The 19211-nt window shown below is 63.5% G+C and carries 25 protein-coding genes; 13 read left to right on the forward strand and 12 right to left on the reverse strand.

All coding sequences use genetic code 11. From position 1 onward, the window contains the following. The first annotated feature begins 71 nt into the window (after nucleotides 1-71). Nucleotides 72-518, forward strand: a complete 447-nt coding sequence (locus KJJ24_RS02570) for a TspO/MBR family protein (protein WP_214340693.1) — start codon at nucleotides 72-74, stop codon at nucleotides 516-518. A gap of 228 nt (nucleotides 519-746) precedes the next feature. On the opposite strand, the gene KJJ24_RS02575 is transcribed toward KJJ24_RS02570, so the two are convergent. Genes KJJ24_RS02575 through KJJ24_RS02585 form a run of 3 tightly spaced genes read right to left on the reverse strand, consistent with a single transcriptional unit; the run spans nucleotide 747 to nucleotide 4418 of the window. Next, nucleotides 747-1451: a phosphoribosyltransferase gene (locus KJJ24_RS02575; protein WP_214340695.1), complete on the reverse strand. Its 705-nt coding sequence runs from the start codon at nucleotides 1449-1451 to the stop codon at nucleotides 747-749. Next, on the reverse strand, nucleotides 1423-4116 hold the full coding sequence (locus KJJ24_RS02580; RefSeq protein WP_214340697.1) for a cation-transporting P-type ATPase: 2694 nt from the start codon (nucleotides 4114-4116) through the stop codon (nucleotides 1423-1425). Before KJJ24_RS02580 ends, KJJ24_RS02575 begins: the two co-directional genes overlap by 29 nt. Nucleotides 4117-4121: 5 nt before the next feature. Then, a complete protein-coding gene (locus tag KJJ24_RS02585; protein WP_214340699.1) occupies nucleotides 4122-4418 on the reverse strand; it encodes a DUF3175 domain-containing protein in 297 nt (98 codons plus the stop codon). 145 nt (nucleotides 4419-4563) lie between these two features. Between KJJ24_RS02585 and cfa the strand changes: the two genes are divergently transcribed. Beyond that, nucleotides 4564-5763 (forward strand): cyclopropane fatty acyl phospholipid synthase, encoded by a 1200-nt coding sequence (gene cfa / locus KJJ24_RS02590; protein WP_214340701.1) that lies wholly within the window; start codon nucleotides 4564-4566, stop codon nucleotides 5761-5763. Nucleotides 5764-5815: 52 nt separating this feature from the next. After that, the gene (locus tag KJJ24_RS02595) at nucleotides 5816-6655 is read left to right on the forward strand and encodes an RNA polymerase sigma factor RpoD/SigA (protein WP_214340703.1); all 840 of its coding nucleotides are present in this window, start codon (nucleotides 5816-5818) and stop codon (nucleotides 6653-6655) included. A 50-nt stretch (nucleotides 6656-6705) separates the two neighbouring features. On the opposite strand, the gene KJJ24_RS02600 is transcribed toward KJJ24_RS02595, so the two are convergent. From KJJ24_RS02600 to KJJ24_RS02610, 3 genes are all read right to left on the reverse strand, one after another. Next, nucleotides 6706-6969 (reverse strand): hypothetical protein, encoded by a 264-nt coding sequence (locus tag KJJ24_RS02600; protein ID WP_214340705.1) that lies wholly within the window; start codon nucleotides 6967-6969, stop codon nucleotides 6706-6708. Between the two features lie 153 nt (nucleotides 6970-7122). Further along, nucleotides 7123-7797, reverse strand: a complete 675-nt coding sequence (locus tag KJJ24_RS02605; RefSeq protein WP_214340707.1) for a dienelactone hydrolase family protein — start codon at nucleotides 7795-7797, stop codon at nucleotides 7123-7125. A gap of 174 nt (nucleotides 7798-7971) precedes the next feature. Then, entirely contained in the window at nucleotides 7972-8109 is a 138-nt protein-coding gene (locus tag KJJ24_RS02610) for a hypothetical protein (protein ID WP_214340709.1), read from the reverse strand. Nucleotides 8110-8212: 103 nt separating this feature from the next. On the opposite strand from KJJ24_RS02610, the gene KJJ24_RS02615 reads away from it, so the two are divergent. Both KJJ24_RS02615 and KJJ24_RS02620 read left to right on the forward strand, forming a co-directional pair. Continuing rightward, complete coding sequence (locus KJJ24_RS02615) at nucleotides 8213-8635, forward strand: AbrB family transcriptional regulator (protein WP_371811762.1); 423 nt, start codon at nucleotides 8213-8215, stop codon at nucleotides 8633-8635. A 32-nt stretch (nucleotides 8636-8667) separates the two neighbouring features. Next, complete coding sequence (locus KJJ24_RS02620) at nucleotides 8668-9663, forward strand: sensor domain-containing diguanylate cyclase (protein WP_214340711.1); 996 nt, start codon at nucleotides 8668-8670, stop codon at nucleotides 9661-9663. A gap of 41 nt (nucleotides 9664-9704) precedes the next feature. Here the strand turns inward: KJJ24_RS02620 and KJJ24_RS02625 are convergent, their stop codons facing one another. The 4 genes from KJJ24_RS02625 to KJJ24_RS02640 form a co-directional block, all read right to left on the reverse strand. Continuing rightward, the gene (locus tag KJJ24_RS02625) at nucleotides 9705-10193 is read right to left on the reverse strand and encodes an Hsp20/alpha crystallin family protein (protein WP_250544874.1); all 489 of its coding nucleotides are present in this window, start codon (nucleotides 10191-10193) and stop codon (nucleotides 9705-9707) included. Nucleotides 10194-10221: 28 nt separating this feature from the next. Then, on the reverse strand, nucleotides 10222-10530 hold the full coding sequence (locus tag KJJ24_RS02630) for a hypothetical protein (RefSeq protein WP_214340713.1): 309 nt from the start codon (nucleotides 10528-10530) through the stop codon (nucleotides 10222-10224). 83 nt (nucleotides 10531-10613) lie between these two features. Continuing rightward, on the reverse strand, nucleotides 10614-11339 hold the full coding sequence (locus KJJ24_RS02635; protein WP_214340715.1) for an STAS/SEC14 domain-containing protein: 726 nt from the start codon (nucleotides 11337-11339) through the stop codon (nucleotides 10614-10616). Between the two features lie 28 nt (nucleotides 11340-11367). Further along, on the reverse strand, nucleotides 11368-12759 hold the full coding sequence (locus KJJ24_RS02640; protein ID WP_214340717.1) for a CapA family protein: 1392 nt from the start codon (nucleotides 12757-12759) through the stop codon (nucleotides 11368-11370). 30 nt (nucleotides 12760-12789) lie between these two features. Between KJJ24_RS02640 and KJJ24_RS02645 the strand changes: the two genes are divergently transcribed. The 7 genes from KJJ24_RS02645 (at nucleotide 12790) to KJJ24_RS02675 (ending at nucleotide 17210) form a co-directional block, all read left to right on the forward strand. Beyond that, on the forward strand, nucleotides 12790-13284 hold the full coding sequence (locus KJJ24_RS02645) for a YbhB/YbcL family Raf kinase inhibitor-like protein (RefSeq protein WP_214340719.1): 495 nt from the start codon (nucleotides 12790-12792) through the stop codon (nucleotides 13282-13284). A gap of 156 nt (nucleotides 13285-13440) precedes the next feature. Next, nucleotides 13441-13668 (forward strand): hypothetical protein, encoded by a 228-nt coding sequence (locus KJJ24_RS02650; RefSeq protein ID WP_214340721.1) that lies wholly within the window; start codon nucleotides 13441-13443, stop codon nucleotides 13666-13668. 26 nt (nucleotides 13669-13694) lie between these two features. Further along, nucleotides 13695-13868: a hypothetical protein gene (locus tag KJJ24_RS02655; protein ID WP_214340723.1), complete on the forward strand. Its 174-nt coding sequence runs from the start codon at nucleotides 13695-13697 to the stop codon at nucleotides 13866-13868. Nucleotides 13869-13939: 71 nt separating this feature from the next. Next, complete coding sequence (locus tag KJJ24_RS02660; protein ID WP_214340725.1) at nucleotides 13940-14086, forward strand: chlorophyll a/b-binding protein; 147 nt, start codon at nucleotides 13940-13942, stop codon at nucleotides 14084-14086. 95 nt (nucleotides 14087-14181) lie between these two features. After that, on the forward strand, nucleotides 14182-14403 hold the full coding sequence (locus KJJ24_RS02665; protein WP_214340727.1) for a hypothetical protein: 222 nt from the start codon (nucleotides 14182-14184) through the stop codon (nucleotides 14401-14403). Beyond that, the gene (locus KJJ24_RS02670) at nucleotides 14400-14588 is read left to right on the forward strand and encodes a hypothetical protein (RefSeq protein WP_214340729.1); all 189 of its coding nucleotides are present in this window, start codon (nucleotides 14400-14402) and stop codon (nucleotides 14586-14588) included. The genes KJJ24_RS02665 and KJJ24_RS02670 overlap by 4 nt, the downstream gene beginning before the upstream one ends. A 6-nt stretch (nucleotides 14589-14594) precedes the next feature. Beyond that, on the forward strand, nucleotides 14595-17210 hold the full coding sequence (locus KJJ24_RS02675; RefSeq protein WP_214340731.1) for an HAD-IC family P-type ATPase: 2616 nt from the start codon (nucleotides 14595-14597) through the stop codon (nucleotides 17208-17210). On the opposite strand, the gene KJJ24_RS15110 is transcribed toward KJJ24_RS02675, so the two are convergent. Beyond that, the gene (locus KJJ24_RS15110) at nucleotides 17119-17313 is read right to left on the reverse strand and encodes a hypothetical protein (RefSeq protein ID WP_214340733.1); all 195 of its coding nucleotides are present in this window, start codon (nucleotides 17311-17313) and stop codon (nucleotides 17119-17121) included. The two genes, KJJ24_RS02675 and KJJ24_RS15110, sit on opposite strands and share 92 nt — an antisense overlap. Before the next feature lie 205 nt (nucleotides 17314-17518). On the opposite strand from KJJ24_RS15110, the gene KJJ24_RS02685 reads away from it, so the two are divergent. Then, a complete protein-coding gene (locus tag KJJ24_RS02685) occupies nucleotides 17519-18163 on the forward strand; it encodes a response regulator transcription factor (RefSeq protein WP_250544980.1) in 645 nt (214 codons plus the stop codon). On the opposite strand, the gene KJJ24_RS02690 is transcribed toward KJJ24_RS02685, so the two are convergent. Further along, nucleotides 18141-19148 carry a HAMP domain-containing sensor histidine kinase gene (locus KJJ24_RS02690; RefSeq protein WP_214340735.1) on the reverse strand — a complete coding sequence of 336 codons (1008 nt, stop codon included), beginning with the start codon at nucleotides 19146-19148 and terminating at the stop codon, nucleotides 18141-18143. The two genes, KJJ24_RS02685 and KJJ24_RS02690, sit on opposite strands and share 23 nt — an antisense overlap. Nucleotides 19149-19211: the final 63 nt, after the last annotated feature.

A 19211-nucleotide genomic window follows, 5' to 3' on the forward strand; every position in this document is an offset into this window, starting at 1 on the left:
GCGTCTGCCGCATCACTGCCGCACCGCTGATCACTCCCGCTGCATCAGGCTGGATCAGTTGCTCAGGTTGCATGACTGCCGCGATCGTGATCCTGTTGGTGATTGGCACTTTGGTGGTGGTGATCATGCCCAGCCAGGACGACTTCGCCTGGTTCCTGCGTCTGCGCCGGCCCGGCTGGCTCACCTTTGAAGCACTCATCCCGCTGATCTGGTTGACGATCTACGCCTGCTTCTATGCCTCGGCGTTGCTGGTGTGGTACCGCACAAGCAGCTGGTGGTTGATGAGCGGCTACCTGCTCCTGCTGCTGTTGGTGCAGAGCTACACCTGGCTGATCTGCCGCACCCGCCGCTTGGCCAATGGCACCGGCGTGGGGCTGGCGGGTTGGCTCTGGGGCGTCGCCCTGAGTGTGTTGGTGCTTCGGGTGTCGCAGCCGGCGGTCTTCCTGTTGATTCCCTATCTGCTGTGGAGCCCGGTGGGCACGCTGGTGACCTGGCAGATGCAACGGCTCAACCGCTGATCGCAGCCGCTGCCGTCGCCGCGCATTTGCCGCATGGCGATCAGCGTTGCAGCCGGCTGTGATGCCTAAACCGGGAGCAGGTTCGCCTCGGCTCCATGTTCCTGAGAACCCGGCAGGATGGCTCCCTGATGGAGGTGTTGAGCCTGCCTCAGCTGTTCGATCCCTTCTGCCCCGCTTTGCGGGGCCGGTTGCACGCCGGGGAAGAACTGCAGGAGCCGGATTCCTTTCTTAAGACCGAGCTGATCTTTCCTTCTGGTGAACCGCTGCCGTGTTGTTGGCTCGACCCCCACTACAAGCAGCCATAAGCGCGAGCACCTCGCGATCGCTTACCGGTTCAAAGCGCTGATACCAGGCCCCTACGGCCCAGAGGTCGTCGACCTCCGCCAGGGCAATCAGATCATCGAGCCCGGGTCGTAGCTGGGCCGCCACCTGCCGGTCGATCACCGGCACGGCCAGCACCAGCAGGCTGGGCTGCACCTGGCGCAGGGATTCCAGCGCGGCCCGTACCGTGAGGCCTGTGGCGACGCCGTCGTCAACGACCAGTAGCGGGCGGTGCCGCAGGCTTGCCGGAGCCGGGTCGCCGTAGAGGCGCCGCCGCCGCTCCAGCTCATGGCTTTCTGCCGCCACGATGCGCTGCCGAAGGCTTGGATCCAGGCCATAGCTGCTGGCAGTGGGTTCATCCCAGATCAGGATCCCGCCGGGGGCGATGGCTCCGAGGGCCAGCTCCGGCGCACGCGGGTGCGCCAGCTTGCGCACGGCCCAGCTGGCTAGGGGCAGTTGCAGGGCGCGGGCTACTTCCGCGGCGACCACCACACCTCCGCGCGGGAGGCCCAACACCAGCGCATCGCTTTGTTCACGCCAGGCGCTAAGCCGTTGGGCCAGTGCCTGACCGGCGGCATGGCGGTTAGGCCAGAGAGCGTTGGCTCGGGCCATGGCGATAGGACCTCCAGGCGATACGGATCTGATCAGCCAGCAATGGTGCGGGGATGCAGAGCAACAGCCACCACCACAACTGTGACGGGATCGGCGCCATCTGGAAGGTCTGCGCCAGTACCGGCCAGCCCTGCAGGGCGCAGAAGGCCACCAGCTCGAGGCTGATGCCGATCAGCAGGAAGAGATGGGGGCGTCTGCGCGAACGGCCGCGGCAGGCGAGGGCTGTGCCCACCTGGGCACACACGATCGATCCCAGGGCCACCGCTGAGGCCTGGTGCTGAATCATCAGCAAGGCCGCAGTGGCTCGGTGGTGCAGGAGGTCTGGCGCCACAAGCTGGAGCTGGGCTAGGCCCAGCCCGTGGCTCCACCAGGTGAGGCCGTAGCCGAGCATCGCCAGGATTCCTTCTAGGAGGCCGAAAAACAGATAGGCCTGCTCCAACAGTTGGCGATCCAGCAGGGGTTGGTCACGGCGGCGGGGGAGCCCTTCCATCACCGTTGTTTCGGGCGGTTCCGCCCCGAGTCCCAGCGCTGGCAACAGATCCGTTCCAAGATCAACCGCGAGGATCTGCAGCACCGTGAGGGCGGCAGGGATCCTCAGCACGAGCATGGTGAAAAAAGGAGCCACCTCGGCAACGTTTGAAGCCAGGATGTAAAGCAGGAAGCGGCGGATGTTCTGGTACACGCCTCGGCCGTGCCGCACCGCGGAGATGATCGTGGCGAAGTTGTCATCCACGAGCACGATGTCGGCGGCCTCGCGAGCCACATCCGTTCCACTGCGCCCCATGGCAATACCCACGTCGGCTGCGCGTAGGGCTGGAGCGTCATTGACGCCGTCCCCGGTCACCGCGACCACCTCGCCGAGGGCTTTGTAGCTCTTCACCAGCCGTAGCTTTTGTTCCGGTGCCATCCGCGCGAACACCAGCCGCGAGCGGAACTTCAGCAGTTGACGCAGCTGGGCATCGCTAAGCCTGGCTAGATCGCTGCCATTGATCACCCGCACCGGATCATGTTGGGCATGGGCTGGAGTATCCAGGAGGCCGATCTGTCTCGCGATGGCTTCGGCCGTGAGGCCGTAATCCCCCGTGACCATCGTGACCTTGATGCCCGCCTTGTGGCAGGCCGTGATCGCTTGATGCACCCCCGGGCGGGGTGGATCGTAGAGACCCACAAGACCCATCAGCACAAGCTGTTGTTCCTCGATCTGCGGCTGATCGCACGGACGGCAGGCAATGGCCAGCACCCGGTAGCCCTGCCGCGCCATCACGTTGTTGGCGGCGTGCACCAGATCCCGCTCTGGTGCGGTGAGGGGCGTCATCACACCGGCATGCCACCAATGGCTGCAACGCTCCAGCAGTTCCACTGGAGCACCCTTGCTGCATTGCATCCATGTGCAGGGCAGGGGCCAGCGGCGGTCGTTCTGCCAATGCAGCAGCACGCTCATCAGTCGTCGCGCCGAATCGAAAGGCAGCTCCTGCAGCCTGGGTAGCCGCTGCCGCTCCTGGTCTGGGTCAATGCCGTTTCGTTGGGCACCCTGCAGCAGAGCCGTTTCGGTGGGATCGCCAACGTTGAGCGAGGCGTTGCAGCACAGCGATGCCATCAACAGCAGGAGCGGACGATCGCTGCCCCAGGTGTCCTGCAGGGTCATCGCATTGGCTGTGAGTGTTCCGGTTTTGTCGGTGCAGATCACGCTCACGCAGCCGAGGGTTTCTACCGCTGAAAGCCGCCGCACCAGCGCCCGCTCCCGCGCCATGCGTTTCACAGCCAGGGCCAACACCAGCGTCACTGTGGGCAGCAGGCCCTCAGGCACGTTGGCCACGATGATGCCGATGGAGAACACCAGGCTCTCCAAAGGCGGCACTCCCACCAGCGTGATGCCGGCCAGAAAGGCGATGGCGCCAAGGCTCAGGGCGATGCCGGTCACGGTCCGCACGATGCGGCCCACCTGCACTTCAAGGGTGCTGGGGGAACGCTCGATGCCGGCACTTAGGTGAGCAACCTGGGCAAACTCTGTTTCAGCGCCTGTTGCGTAAACGAGGGCCTGGCAGCGCCCCGCAGCCACGCATGTTCCTGCCGGCAGCAGATTGGCTGCTTCCGAAGGATTGCGTTGCTGTGCCAACGCCGCCGACCCGCGCGCCAGCGGCAGTGCTTCACCCGTGAGGAGCGATGCATTGAGCGACAGGGCCGATGCCTCAATCACCCGGCAGTCGGCTGGCACCTGGTCGCCGGCCTCAAGCTCCAGCAAGTCGCCTGGAACCAGAGCATCCGATGGGAGCTGGGTCATCAACCCTTGCCGCCAGACGCGCACGTGCTGTGGCAGTACCGCTGTGAGAGCCGCCAGGGTGCGTTCAGCCTGAAAGTCTTGCCAGAAACTGAACAGGCCATTGATCAGCACCACGCCCCAAATCGCCCATCCGAGGGAGGGTGTGCCGGCCACGATGGCCATCGCCCCCGCTGCCCAGAGCAGCAGCGCCATGAAGTGCGTGAGCTGATCGCCCAAGCGCAGGATCAGGGGGCGATGGCGCTGGGGTGGTAAGCAATTGGGCCCGAAATGGGCCAGCCGGAGGTTGGCTTCGAGGCTGCCGAGGCCTGCTGGGCTGCTGCCTAGGGCAAGCAACGCCTGCTCCGGGCTCAGGCAGCTGATGGGTTGGGCCGCAGGCACTGCCACGGGGATCACGCCGCTGCTTGCCGGCGCAGGCTGCCCTTGGCCGCCTCCAGCACCTGGCGCTGCTCAGGATCAAGCTTGCGGCCGGCGCGGTTGACATACAGGCAGAGCATCGCCATGGCACTGGCGTAGGCACTGCGCTTGCGGCGCGTGCTGCCATGGGCAGACTGGAGTAAGGAGGCGGCGATGCGCTCCGGATCGCTCCAGGTGAACAGGCCGGCCTCAAGATCCAGTGCTGGTGGCCGCTCGGCCACCTGAGCCGACCAGCGGCCGTGGGCTGATACGGGGGTGCTGCTGATTGCCATGGCGCCAGCCTGATCAGAGCAGTGCTGCGAGGGCGATGGCTGCCGCGCGCCTACGGCGACGCAGCGTTGATTTCACCTCAGATGCACCGCGGCGGGCCCATGCATCCTGTAGCGCCGATTGGGTATGGCGAGTGTTGCTGTTGCCATGCCTGTTCCGGCCAGTCTTGCCGCCATCGCCGAGGCGGCTGATGTGCGCTTCAACGGCGATCGCCCCTGGGATCTACGGGTGCATGATCCCCGCCTTTATGGGGCACTACTGCGGCAGGGCTCGCTGGCCCTGGGCAACGGCTACGTGCGGGGGGCATGGGATTGCGAGCAGCTTGATGAGCTGATTTGCCGCCTGCTGCGCAGCAATGGCAATCGCCCGCTCAGCCTGCGCTCAAGCCTGGCTGAACTGGTGCGGATCCTGCGCGACCAGTTCAGCAATCCCCAGGCGCTGCGCCGCTCTTTTGTGGTGGGCTATCGGCACTACGACATCGATCCGCGGGTGTACGCCGCCACGCTGGATCCGCTGATGGTGTACAGCTGTGGCTATTGGCGCCAGGCCGACAACCTTGAAGCCGCGCAGGATCACAAGCTGCGGCTGATCTGCGAAAAGCTGGAGTTGCGGCCGGGCATGCGCCTGCTGGATGTGGGATGCGGCTGGGGATCGTTGGCGGCCTATGCGGCCAGGCATTACGGCGTGGAGGTGGTGGGCATCACGGTGTCAGCCCAGCAGGCCAGCTGGATTGGTGAGCATCTGGCCGAACTACCCATTCGTGTGGAGTTGTGCGATTACCGGCAGCTGCCGGCGCTGGATCCGGGGTGTTTTGATCGCATCGCCTCGGTGGGCATGTTTGAGCATGTTGGTCGCCGCAATGATGCCGCTTTCTTTGGCACGTTGCAGCGCCTGTTGCACCCCGATGGGCTGGTGTTGCTGCACACGATTGGATCGGCCTGCAGTACTCGCCGCATCGATCCCTGGATCGATCGCTACATCTTCCCAGGTGGGCGCTTGCCATCGGCCAGCCAACTTGCCGATGGGCTTGAGGGGCGTTTCCTGATTGAAGATTGGGAAAACTTTGGTCTCGATTACGACCGCACCCTGCTGGCCTGGTGGCAGAACTTCGAAAGCGCCTGGCCCAGGCTGGAGAACGACAGCACGCCTGAGTTTTTTCGTTTCTGGCGTTATTACCTGCTCAGCTGTGCCGGCTTCTTCCGCTCGCGGCAGGGGCAGCTCTGGCAGGTGGTGCTGAGCAGGCCGGAGCGTTCAGGCAGCTATCAATCCTTGCGGCCCGCGCGTCAGGAGGAGCCCACATCCGCGCAGCACGACGCGGCGATCGAAGGGCAACCATGCTCAGCCTGATGGTGCAATCGCTGTTTCGCCGGAGGATTGAGCGCCATCAAGAACCGCGTCCATGAGTGATGCCTTTGGCGACTATCTGCGCAACATTGGCCGGATCCCTTTGCTCACCGCCCAGGAGGAGGTTCATCTCGGAACGATTGTGAAAGACTGGATGGAGAGTGATGCTCCATCACCTGTTCTCCAGCGCCGCGGTCGGCGTGCCCTGCAACGGATCGTGAGTGCCAATCTTCGATTGGTGGTGACGGTCGCCCTCCGCTATATCCGCCGGCTCAAGCACCTGGCCCATGACCCCATGGATCTGGTGCAAGCTGGCAATCTTGGTTTGCTGCGCGCTGCGGAGAAATACGATCCCACCCGCGGTTATAAATTTTCAACCTACGGCTACTGGTGGATTCGCCAGTCGATCAATCGCTACCTGCAGGAGCACAGCGGCAGCATCCGTATTCCTGTGAACCTGGTGAGTCTGGCCAATCGAGCAGATGCCATCCAGAGCCTCCGCACTGATCCTCTGAGTGTGGAAGAATTGGCGGAGCTGCTGGATGAAACACCGGAGCGACTGCTCTATGCCATGGCCATTCAGCATCGCAGCAACACGGTGTCGCTTGATCAGCAGCTCAACGGCAGTGATGGCGACATGACCTTGCTCGATACGGTGAGCGATGACCATCTGCCCTGCATCCACGACGACTACCACTGGATGCATAGCCAGCTCGAGCATCTTTCAACGCCCGAGCTCACGGTGATTCAGTTGCGCTATGGGGAAGACAAACAGCGCTCCTTCGCGGAGGTCGCCCGTCTGATTGGTCGCAGCAAGGATCAGGTGCAGCGGCTCGAGCGGCACGCCCTCAGCAAGTTGCGCCGCCACCTCACGCCTGCATTGGATCCGCGTTGAGGCCGCCATGGCCCGGAGATCGCGTGACAGATCTCCGGGCGGGCTTCCCATCAGAAGCCCCGTGTCTTCATCCGGGCAGCCGCGTTGACTGAAGGTTGCAGGCCATTGGTGTGGGTCTGGCCAGCGCCACTGGTCTGCGGAGTCAGTGTGCGCTGTTGGTCACGCAGGGCATCTTCTAGTAGGAATGCACACAGATTGGAGACCGATCGCCCCTCTTCCTCAGAGCGGGTGAGAAGAGCCTCATGCACGTGATAGCTCAAGGTGATGGAGATGCGCTTGGGCTGGCGCTGTAGCACGCGAAAACGCTCGTTCATCTCAAAATCCGCAGGTGAATGTGCAACAGATGCCGGGAGACTTCAGCTTTGCTGCATCTCTCAGCAGCTTGAGAATACGAGCGTTAAAAGGTGGCGGAGTGCTCCGGTGTGATGAAAGCAAACGGTGCTTCTGCAGCACCTTGCATGCTTCATCTACAGATCACCTGCAGAGCTGATTGGGCTCCGGCTGAACTGCTCAGCGAACCAGCGGTAGGCGTGCTCCGCTACCGCATCGAGACTGCCAGGCTCACTGAACAGATGGCTCGCTTGGGGGATGACCACCAGTTCATTGCGCACTTGCAGTTGTCCGGCGGCCCATGCATTGAGCTCCAACACGTCGAGATCGTGCTCGCCCACCAGCAGCAGCACCGGGCAGCGCACCTCCGCAAGCCGTTGGAACACCAGATCCGGTCGCCCCCCACGCGACACAACCGTTTGCACCCGCTCGGGCCGTTCTGCCGCCCCCACCAGCGCCAGGGCGGCCCCAGTGCTGGCGCCATAGAGGCCTAAGGGAAGCATCTGTAGCTGCGGGTGTTGGCTGGTCCAATCGATCACGCTGAGTAGGCGTTGTTGCAGTGGTGGCAGGGCAGCCAGGGTGTGGCCATGGCAGGCGTGGTTGTGGTGCTCCAGATCAATCAGCAGGGTGGCGAGACCGCCGTGTTGCAACTGCTCGGCCACGTATTGGTTGCGGGGGCTGAGGCGACTGCTTCCTGATCCATGGCAGAACAGCACCAGGCCGGCCGCAGCGGCCGGCAGGGTGAGCTCGGCGAGGAGCGAGCCGCCTGGGGCGGGGATGGTAAGGCTGGTGCGGCTGGCGGTGGTGGCCATCGCTGTTGAACCGGAAGCGTTTCCATCAGAGAAAGCCGCGTTGGCTGTGGTGCTGAGCGCTGCGGTTTTGCCCTGTATTGGTGACAACCCATCCCGGTCGATGCGGCGCTGTTCAGCATCCGCTTCCCTACAGCGGGATTGATGGCGACTTGGCAGGTGTTGCTGATGCCCCCCTCAGGCATGCAGCGGGCGCGGCCGCGTTGGCTGCGCGCCGATGGCGGGTTCAGCCTTCATCATCGCCTTGCCTGGCAGGTGGTCGAACCCAGCTGCGCCGTTCACCGCATTCAGCGCTGGCTGAAATGGAAGCGCCATGGGGCCAGGGTCTTAGAGCGCATGCGATTGGTGCACTGCTGCAGCAATCGAGCCGCAGAAGCAGTTGATCGTGAACCCAGCCCGATTGGCTGCGTTTAGATCATTGCCGCTGCTCGCTGCCGCCATGCTCCAAGGGGATCAACTGCTCGCCAAACTTGACCAGCTGCGCGGTCTGAATCGTTCCGATCTAGTGCGGGCCTGTGGCTACGCAACCCACACTGAGGCCGGGCGTGAGCACCTGCACTTCACTGACTTCTACGAGGCGATCCTGGAGGCAAAGGGTGTGCATCTGCCGGGGCAGGGAGCACGTTGGCGTGCCCGCCGCAATGCCCAGGGGCGCCAGCTCAGCTTCAACACCCATGTCCACTTCAATGGAAATTTGATGGTGGGGCGGGCTTACACCGAGAAGCTGCAGTTACAGCCCGGCGATCAGTTCCGCATTCAGCTCAGCGATGGAGAGATCCGCCTCATCCCGCTCGAGCAGCGCCGGGAGCAGGCGGTGGCCGAGGCGGCTGCGGCGTGTTGAGCCCTTGTTGATCTGTTGTTTGCCTTGCGGCCATGACGCCCTATCCGGACTATCCGATCCCCGCCGACGAGGAGCAGCGGCTGCGGGCGCTGCGGCGCTTTGCGGTGCTGGATGCGCCCGCTGATCCCCATTTCGATCGCATCGTGGCGCTGGCGTCTGAAGTGTTGGGGGTGCCGATCGCGCTGGTGTCGCTGGTGGACCAAGACCGGCAGTGGTTTCTCGCTCGCCATGGGCTTGAGGTGCAGGAAACACCGCGCACCATGGCCTTCTGCGCCCATGCCATCGCCCAGCAGGAGCTGATGGAGGTGCCCGATGCCCTCGACGACGCCCGCTTCAACACCAACCCGCTGGTCCTTGATGCCCCAAAGGTGCGCTTCTACGCCGGTGTGCCTTTGCAATCAGACGACGGTTATAACCTCGGCACGCTCTGCGTGATTGATCGCAAGCCGCGGGTGCTCGATCCCCATCAGCGGGTGATGTTGAAGCTGATGGCTGATTTGGTGATGCGGGAGCTGGAGCTGCGCCAACGCAGCATGCAATGCCCTGTCACCGGGCTCTACAACCGCAGCGTGTTTTTCCGCTTCGGCGAGCAGGAATTTGAGAATGCTCGTGCTGAAAGTCTGCCGGTAGCCCTGTTCAATTTCGACATTGATGATTTTCGGCAGATCAACATGCGTTGGGGTCACCAGGCTGGCGATCAGGTGCTGCTCGATCTCTGTGCGGTGGCGCGGCAGCACCTCAGCCACGAGGATTTATTTGGCCGCATCGGCGATGAGGAATTTGCGATTCTGCTCGTCAATGCCTCCATCAGCCGTGCGATGCAATTGGCTGAGGAGATCCGCCTGGCCGTTGCTGCCATGCGGGGTGTGTTTGATCAGTCCGACTACCATCCCAACATCAGCGGTGGTATTAGTGCCATGGCCGATAGCGATCAGAGTTTTGCTGATTTGTTTTACAGGGCCGATCAGGCTCTCTATCTAGCCAAAGGCAATGGCCGCAATCAGATTGCCTCATTGCTAGTGGAGTGAGCCGCCTGCTGGATCACGGCAGGCGGCCTTGGATGCGCTAATCAGTCAACGGGCACGGTGATTGGTTTGGTTTCTTTGGTCCCGGCTCTCTTGGCAATGCTCACGGTGAGCTCACCCTTTTCGCAGTGGGCATGCACGGTTTTAGGGTCGGCATCATCGGGCAAAGAAAAGCTGCGGCTGAAGCTGCCGTAGGAGCGCTCAACCCGGTGGAAATGGGGCCTGGTTTCCTCGCTTTCGCGTTTGCGCTCCCCTTGAATGGTGAGCATGTCATCAGCGATGGAAACAATCAAATCTTCTTTATTCATGCCAGGAATATCGGCTTTGAATAGATAGGTGCCGTCGCTTTCGCAGATATCCACACGTGGACCTAATTCGGCCAGAGCCATGCTGGTTCCGAGGCGCAATGGTGGCCAGTTGAAGGCGCGATCGACGATCGCTTCGATGTCAGTGAGTGGTTCCCACTTGGTTAGGCTCATCGGAATGCCTCCTGGAAGATTGGTTGGCAGCTTTAGGTTATGGATGGCTTTCATTGCGTTCTCCTGATCACCACGATCTGGCTCAGATCAGCGGCGCAGCCCGCATCCGTGTTCGGCGGGCATTTTCTTCCAGGTCGCAGGGTTTGTAATCCCCGCAGATCTGGTTGCGGCTCGTGAAGGGCCAGAGAGCCATGGGCACCTGCATATCGCTAAGGCCATCACCGGCGGCGTAGCCGCTGAAATGCTGGGCGGCTTCGCTGATCTCCACGCTCTGCAAGCTGAACAGATTGGGCGAATGGCGTGTGCACGGCGCAATCGCGCCGAGTGAGGTGATATCCAGGCCATGGGCCTGATCCCAATAGGAGCAGGTTTGGCAGTGCTGGGTGTTCATCGCAACGATGTGCAGACCTCCTCAGCCAAAGCGTGAGGGGTCTGCCTTGCGGCGGCCTCGGCATCACTGCAGCTGCTTTTCGCTCAGTCGCAGCAGATCCATTCCTGTGCTGCGAGCAGATCGCTGCTGCTGAAGGTTTGGCTGTCGGCGCGGCTGAAGCTCTGGATCAGCCGCTGGGCGATCTGCTGCAGCGGGCCATGGCTCACCACGGCGAGTTTCTGGGGGCGATGGCGATAGTCGCGGATCAAAGCCAGATGTTGGCGTAGGGCTCCAAGGGCGAGCCAGCCATCAAACTGCCGCAGATCTAGCAGCACCCGCGGCCGCTCCACCTGGCTGAACAAATTGGCCAGGTCATCGTCGATTCGGGCGTAGACATCGGCATCGAGTAGCCCGATCAGGCTGATGGTGATCACCTCACCCTGGCGCTCGAGGTGCACGGTGCCCAGCGCCTCGCTCAACCAACGCCGGGCGTTCTCCTGCTCATCCAAGCCAAACAGCTGCACCGGGTAGGGCAACAGCAGGGCCAGGGCGCGGCTGGCCTGCCGTAGCCAGGCCAGATCGGTGACCACAGCCAGGCGCTCAAAGCCATCCCAATGACGTAGCGCGAGGTTCGTGTCGTCCCAGGCGGCCTCCAGGTTGAAGCCTGTAAAGCCTGGATCGAACACCACCAGCGCCTTCACCCGCTCCTGCTCGCGCAATGCCGCTTCCACAGTGGGAATCACCTGCCGTTGCATGTCCTCGCCGCTGATCAGGCCACTGCAGCTGAACCCCAGGGTTCCGTCTGGAAGGTTGTCGATCAGCTGGATCATGGCCGCCAGGGTGCAGTGCCGCCGAAACCTATGGATGGGCCAGGCGGCTGGCGGGGTGTGCGTTCTGGTTTGCTGCAGTCCTGCTGCGTTCGCGCTCGAGGCGCCAGCCGGAGCCGTTGGTGCGCCATCGCCACCCCTCGGCCGCTATCTCCAGGCTGAGTTGGTGCTCGAGTAGCTGTCGGTCGGCGGTGCTGGCTTGGTGGAGCTGAAAGCCGCGCAGCACAAATGGCTGCAGCTCAAGCGCGTGCAGTGCACCGCTGCTGCGCTCCAGCTCCACCCCGTAGAGGCACACCAGATCGGAGCGCCAGGGGGCGTGGGCGGGCAGCCCTTCGTAGTCGTTCATCAGATCACCGCAGCCGTAGAGGATCAGCCTGCCCTGATGGATCTCCATGGGTAAGGGGTGATGAGCGGAGTGGCCAAATACCACATCCACGCCTGCCAGCTCGATCAGTTGGCGGGCTAACCAGCGGTGTTGCTCCGGAATCACCGGCACCCAGTTGGCACCCCAGTGGAGCGAAACCACCACGATGTCGCCGTTGCGGCGGCGGCGCTGGATGCTGCGCACCAGCCAGCGCACTGTGGCGCTGTCGATCCGGGTGAGCAGCGCCAACCCCGGATGGCAGGGGGTGGCACCCCAGGCTTGCGGCACACCGCTGCTTGTCAAAGCCCAGGCGAACAGCAGTAGGCGTCTGCCCTGGGGTAACTCCCAGCTAGCGGGTCGCTGGGCCTGGTGGGGCGTGTGGCCTGCCCCGGCGCTTTGAATGCCAGCCAGCCGCAGCACCTGCAGGGTTTCGGCCAGGCCGTTGAAGCCCCAGTCGAGGCTGTGGTTGTTGGCCAGGCTGCAGCCATCGATGCGGGCCGCCTGCAGGCAGGCCGTGTTGGCGGGGTGTAGGCGGAAGTGGGCGCCTTTCCCCGGCCAGGCTTGATGGCTGGTGGTGATCGCAGTTTCCAAATTCACCAGCCGCAGCTGCGGCTGGAACTGCTCCATCCAGGCCAGGCTTTCGCCCCAGGCTGTTTCGGGGCCGAAGGGCGCTGGGATCGGGCCGTGGCGCTGCTCGGCGAGCTCAACGACGTGATGGGCATCGCGCACACCTGCCTCCTGCAGGCCTGGCTCGCAGTGGCGGGGCATCAGCTGATCGATGCCGCGGCCGAGCATCAGATCGCCGCCAAGCAACAGCTTCAGGGTTGGCGCTTCCACAGCTGCTGCAGCGAGGCCAGAACGAACACGAGCAGGCCGGCGGCAATCAGCGCCGCGCAGAGTTGCACCGCTAGGGAGACCGGAATTACAGGGATCACCGCTGCGCTCCTGCTGTTCACGATCTACATGCAACCCGTGGATGCAACGCGATGGGCAGCAGAAGCGCGCGCGTTCTGCGGCGGTGGCGCTGGAGCCTGGATTGCTGCGGTTTGGAGCGCTCACCCTGTGCGGAGTGTCTGAGTTGGCTGGCCGATGGGGAGCAGCAATGGAACCTTCCATTTGGAATCGCCGGCTTTCCGTGATGGCGAGTTGATTCCGCTGATTCACACCAGCGAAGGGCTCAATTTGTCTCCCCCGCTGCGTTGGAGCGGGGCACCAGAGGCCACCCGCAGCTTCGCTCTGGTGCTGGAGGATCTCGATTCGCCGGCCGGCGGCTGGGTGCACTGGCTGCTGTTCAATATCCCGGCTTCGCTGCGGGCGTTGCCGGCCGGACTGGAGCGGGCCCCTGAACTGCCCAACGGTGCCCGCCATGGCAGCTGCTGGGGCGTGGGGCGGTTCGAGCGGATCGGCTACCAGGGGCCGCTGCCGCCCCAGGGTGCGGCCCATCGCTACGTGTTCCAGCTGGCGGCTCTGGATGCAGCCCTGGATCTGCCGCCGGGCTGCACGGTGTTCGACGTGCGTGAGGGGATCGAGGCTCATGCCCTGGCACGGACAGAGCTCACTGGGCTCTATGCCAGCGGTGCATAACCCCTCCGCTGCTTTAGAAGGGGTGCAGCAGTCTGCTGCAAAGTGCTGTGGTGCGTTTGTGTGGTCTGGGGTTGCGATGGCCTTTGCGCGTTGTTCTGGCTCTGCCCTTACTTGTTTTGAGTGGGAGTTGATGTGATCGATCGCAGGCAGCTTTCGATGGTGTTGCCGGTTGAGCTGATCGAGGCGATCAAGCAGCGCGCCCGTGGCCTGGGGCTGAGTATCACGGCCTATGTGTCGGCGCTGGTTCGCGCCGATCTGGGCCAACCCGCCCCTGCTGATCTGCCGGAACTGGCCGAGCAGCTGCGCCAGCTCCAGGTGCGTGTTGAGCAGCTGGAGCGCCTGGCCGCCAGCAGCGTTGGCGCAGTGCCTGTAGATCCGATGTAGAAAGGACTCGTGTGGCTGTCGCGGCCTTGGTCGACTTGTCGAATCAGCGGGGAAACCGCAATGCACGCTTCACTGTGAATCTCACGCTGCACGAGTTGGTCACCTTCAAGGCGGCAGCAGAATCGGAGGGTCGCAGTTTGAGCAATCTCTGTTATCAGCTGATCCAGGCTTACCTAGAGCAGCGCGATCGCAGCAGCTAAGGAGCAATCGTGCGAGGTCAGCGGCGTCGCGGCTTGATCCGGCTTGGTTGGGGTGCCGATGCGCGCGAACCATGCAGATGCTGCACAACTGGGGATTCACCGAGCAGGCTGAGCGCTGGAACGGCCGGCTGGCGATGCTGGGCTTTGTGATTGGTGTGGCCACGGAATTACTCACCGGTGATGGTGTGCTCTCCCAGCTGCAGGCCCTCTGGCCCTAACCCTGCGCAGAACTGCAGCAGCACAGCTTCAGCCTGGGCATTGCTTGCTGGGATGGCCTCAGGCTGGTTCTGACCTCCGTGCGTGGAGCCGTGTGATGAATCACACCAACTGGGAGATCGGCGTGTCGGCCGACAGCCTCGATGAGCTGTTCAGCGGTGAGCAGGCCGGCATGAATCTGTGGTTTCTGGCCGGTTATGTGAAAGGCATTACCGATAGCCATGCCCTGCAGATCGGCGAGCGCCACATCGTGTTGGAGCCCGACGGTGAGCAGGGCTGGCGGCTGCGCTGTGCTGCGGGGGAGGAGCAGGCTGGATGAGCGCTTTGCCCACCACCACCGCCTGCTATCAACTGCGCATTACGGAGCTTCAGGTTCAGATTCAGAGCCTGCTCGAGCAGATGCGTGTTGGCTGTTGCACACCGCTTGAGGTGGAGCGGATTGGTTGCCAGATCCAGCCGCTCTATGCCGCCATCTGGGCCATGCATGCCGAGACCGACGCTTAATCGCCGTTGCCTCGCCATCCTCCTTGGCATGCCCAGCCCCTGGCGGCACTGCCGGCCGGTAGCGCCGCCGGGCTCAGCAGCGAGCAAGCTGCAGAGCGCCTGGCGCGCCTGGGGCCGAACCGCTTACCGCAGGCTGTGGCTCCCTCGCTGCTGCAGGTGCTGCTGCGCCAGTTCGTCAGCCCTCTGATCGCAGTGTTGCTGCTGGCGGCATTGCTGTCGTTGGCCGTGGGCGACCGCAAGGATGCCCTGTTCATCGCAGCGGTGCTGCTGCTCAATGCCCTGGTAGGAGGCCTGCAGGAGTGGAGAGCGGAGCGCCGCAGCCATGCCCTCCGCCAGCTGCTCAAGGTGCAGGCGCTGGTGTTGCGTGATGGCGAGGCGGCGCTGCGCGATGCCGAAACCCTTGTGGTGGGTGATGCGGTGTGGCTGGAGAGCGGCCAAGTGGTGCCGGCGGATCTGCGCCTGCTGCGCAGCCACAACCTCGAACTCGATGAATCGCTGCTCAGCGGTGAATCGTTGCCGGTCGCCAAGCAGGCCGATGCCGCGCTCCTGCCTGAGACCCCTTTGGCGGAGCGAAGCACCATGGCCCATGCCGGATCTTCGGTGGCCCGCGGCCGTGGGCTGGGGCTGGTGGTAGCAACCGGCCAGGCCACGCAGGTGGGCCGGCTGGCCATCGATCTGCAAACAATCCCGCCCGGGCGGCCGCCGCTGTTGCAGCGCATGGATCGCTTCAGCCGCAGCATCGGCCTGGTGGTGGCCGCCGCTGCGTTTCTGGTGGGTTGGTTGGCCATGGTGCGCGGTGGGCTGGATCGTCTCGACGCCCTTCTCTTTGCGGTGGCGCTGGCGGTGTCGGCGATTCCAGAGGGCTTGCCGGTGGCCCTCACGGTGGCGCTGGCGGTGGCCAGCCATCGCATGGCCCAGCGCCAGGTGATCGTGCGCCGGCTACCAGCGGTGGAAGGCCTCGGCAGCTGCACCCTGATCGCCAGCGACAAAACAGGCACGCTCACCTGCAATGAGCTCTCGGTGCGGCGGGTGCTGCTGCCAGATGGGCGGGAGCTTGGATTGGGGGATGAGCCGCCGGCGGCGCCACAGCTGGCTCTGCTGCAGCGAATGGCACGGGTGGCGGTGCTCTGCAATGAAGCGGATCTGCATCACCGCGATGGTCGCTGGCAGGGGCGCGGTGATCCCACCGATGTGGCGCTGCTGCAGTTCGCTCTGAAGCTTGGTTGGAGCCGGGAGCAGGCACTGTTGGCCGAACCGCAGTGTGATGGGGTTCCGTTTGAACCGGAACACCGCTTTGCCGCCAGCTTCCATGCCCGGGCTGATGGCCAGCTCAGCGTGCTTGTGAAGGGAGCCCCTGAGCGGGTGCTGCCGATGTGCGGTCTGGAGGCAACCGGCGCGGCGCCACTGGCCGGTGCCGGGCTGCGGGTGCTGGCCCTGGCAGAGGGTGTTTGCCCTGAACCTTTGGCTGAGCCCTCCGGTCTGCGGTTTCTGGGCCTGGTGGGCCTGCAGGATCCTCTGCGGCCGGGGGTTTGCCAGGCGATCGAGCGCTGCCATCAGGCCGGCATCCGCGTGTGGATGATCACCGGCGACCACCCCACCACAGCCGCCGCCATCGGCCGCGAGCTGGGCCTGCTGCAGAGCGCCGATGCCGTAGTGGAGGGCCATGAACTCGACCAGGCCAGTGAGCGGCAGCTCCAGCGCCTAGTGGCTAGCCGCTGTGTGTTCGCCCGGATGGCGCCGCATCAGAAGTTGCAGCTGGTGCAGGCGGCGCAGCGGGCTGGCCACTTTGTGGCTGTGACGGGCGATGGCGTGAATGATGCGCCCGCTCTCCGGGCGGCCCAGATCGGCATCGCGATGGGTCGCAGCGGCACCGATGTGGCGCGTGAGGCTGCCGATCTGGTGCTGGCCGACGATGGCTTTCCCTCGATCGTGGCCGGCATTGAGGAGGGTCGGATTGCTTACGCCAATGTGCGCAAGGTGATTGCCTTGCTGGTGTCGTCGGGGGCGGCAGAGATCGTTTTGATCGCCCTGGCTGTGGCCTGGGGCTTGCCATTGCCGCTGCTGCCGGTGCAGCTGCTGTGGCTGAATCTGGTGACCAACGGCATTCAAGATGTGGCCCTGGCGTTTGAACCGGCCGAGGGCGATGTGCTGGGCCAGCGGCCGAGACCGCCTGCCGAGCCGGTGTTTGAGGCACTGATGCGCCAGCGCACCCTGCTCGCCGCGGTGGTGATGGGTGTGGTCGGCTTTGGTCTCTACGAGCAGTTGCTGGCCAGGGGCTGGCCGCTCGAGCTGGCCCGCAACGCGCTGCTGCTGCAGATGGTGCTGTTTGAAAACATGCAGATCGGCAACTGCCGCTTGGAGCACTGCTCGGTGTTGGCCAGTTCGCCGTTGCGCTCCCCTTTGTTGTTGGCGGGCACCGCGGCGGCCTTTGCGTTGCATGTGGTCATGATGCATTGGCCACTGGGGCAGAGCCTGCTGGGCACGGCACCGCTACCGCCCCAGCAGTGGCTCGTGGAGCTGGGCTTGAGCCTCAGTGTGCTGCTGGCGGTCGAGATCCAGAAAGCGCTCCGCCGCCACCACGCTCCAGCGAGCTTTCCAGCAGGTAGGCGGCCAGGTTGCTGATCGAGCGGCCCTCGCAGCTGCTGCGCAGCACCAGGGCTTCCATGGTGGATTGAGCCACGGTGATGGTGAGGCGGTGGCTGGAGCGGAAGGCGCTGGGGCCCATCGGAAGGTCCGTAAGGATTGCTTAAGGATTCACTGTTTGTGGCTCTGTTGTCTAGTTCCTGTTTCTGGGACTCCTGATTAGGGGTGGCTAGTGGTAGCTGGATGTGGGTCTATGGCTTTTATGCAGATCCTGAATAAGCGCCCGATGAATGGTTCGTGTTTTCAAGATGTGTTGGTAATCTGATCTCTTCATTGCACAGTTGGCGGTGTTTGGCTCCGGCGTCGTGGTTCTTGACGACCACCGCATGGTGGCCCAGGCAATCGCGGGGGTTTTGTCAGAAGTAGGCGGCTTTCATGTGCTGGCGGTGTGCACCACGGCGTCGGAAGCCTGTGAGGTGATTCGGCGCTCGCCACCACAGCTTCTGGTGTTGGATGTGAACTTGGGTGGCGACAGTTATCGCCTTGCAGCTGATCTGCTGCATCAACGCAACCCTGGCTCACAGCTGTTGTTCGTTACGGCTCTGGCGGAGACCTTCACTCCGCCTGCTGATCTGGCTGCAATCACCGTGGCTGTGGTGGATAAGGCTCAAGCCTGGGATCAGCTGTTGGCAGTGCTGCATCGCTGGGGGGATCAGAGAAGGCAGGCATGGGCCGCACCGCTGAGGCCCTGTGATCAGCAGTTGCTAGCGATCAAGCGGCTCAAGCCGCGGGAGCAGCGCTTGCTGCGGGAGTTGGGCTGCGGCCTGTTGAACAAAGAAATCGCCCAACGGCTTGATCTCAGTGTTGCCACGGTGGAGACCTACCGCAAACAGGTGGCCGGCAAGCTCGGCATCAGCGGCGCTGAGCTGGTGCGGCTGGCCACCCTGTATCGAGCCACGGCCTGGGCGTTTACGGAGCCGCAGGAAAACTGAGGCTCACCTCAGCGCCCCCTAGATCGGTTGATGTCCCCAGCTGCAGTTCGCCGCCATGGCCTCGAGCAATGCTGCGCACCATCAGCACGCCTAATCCCATACCTCCGGACTTGTGGCTGTTCAGCGTCAGAGCCTCTGGATCGTTGCTCGGTAATCCCGCACCGCTATCGGCGATGTGGAGCACGATCCGCCCGTGCGCCTGGCTGAGTGCCACGCGCAGCAGCCGTTGGGCCGGTGCTACTTCCAGCAGGCTGTGCTCAGCATTGCGCAAGAGGTTGTTGATGGCGATCGCGAGCTGTTGGGAATCACCCATGACGAAGGCTGATTGATGCAGTCCATCGAGCTGGAGCTGGATCCCGGCATCTAGGGCTGTTCGCTGTAGCGGCAGCAGGCATCGCCGTAGGAGATCACTGAGATCCATGCGCTGCACGGCGGCCTCATTTCTCAGCAGCCGGCGGATCGCTGCCGTGAGCTCATGGATGTGTTCACCGCTTTGCTTGAGCTGCTCAAGCGGCTTGAGCGCTTCGCTGGGAATCTGATCCACTTGCTCCAGCCGGTAGTGCACCAGCCTTGTTTGCAGTAATAGCTGGCTGAGGGGCTGCCCTAGCTCATGGGCCAAGGCCGAAGCCTGCAGGCTGCTGTGTAGTTTCCGTTCGAGATCGCCTTGTTGACGAAGCAACTGAAGCTGCTGTGTCTTGCTGTGCAGCCGTAGCTGAGCGAGCCACACCAAGGCGAGCATGAGCGGTATGGGGCCCAACAGCGAGAGGATGAAACGCGGTGTCCATGCATCACTGCCGATTCGCGTGATGATCCAGCTCGCGAAGAACACCAGGCATACGCCTAGTTCCTCGAGTGGTGAGAGCAGAAAAGGCCCAATCATCGCGGGTAGAAAACACAACGGCGGTCCAGCGTTGTGGGGGAGTTGTCCGATGTTGAGATCTACGCTTGTGAGCAGCACTGTTGTCAGAGCGAGAACGGCGGCCATGGGCCTGTTGTGCCGCGGGCTCTGCTGCATCCAGCCTGTCCAAGCCTTCATTTGTTGAGGCTC

The organism is Synechococcus sp. LA31 (assembly GCF_018502385.1).
In the GTDB taxonomy this organism is placed as follows: Bacteria; Cyanobacteriota; Cyanobacteriia; order PCC-6307; family Cyanobiaceae; genus Vulcanococcus.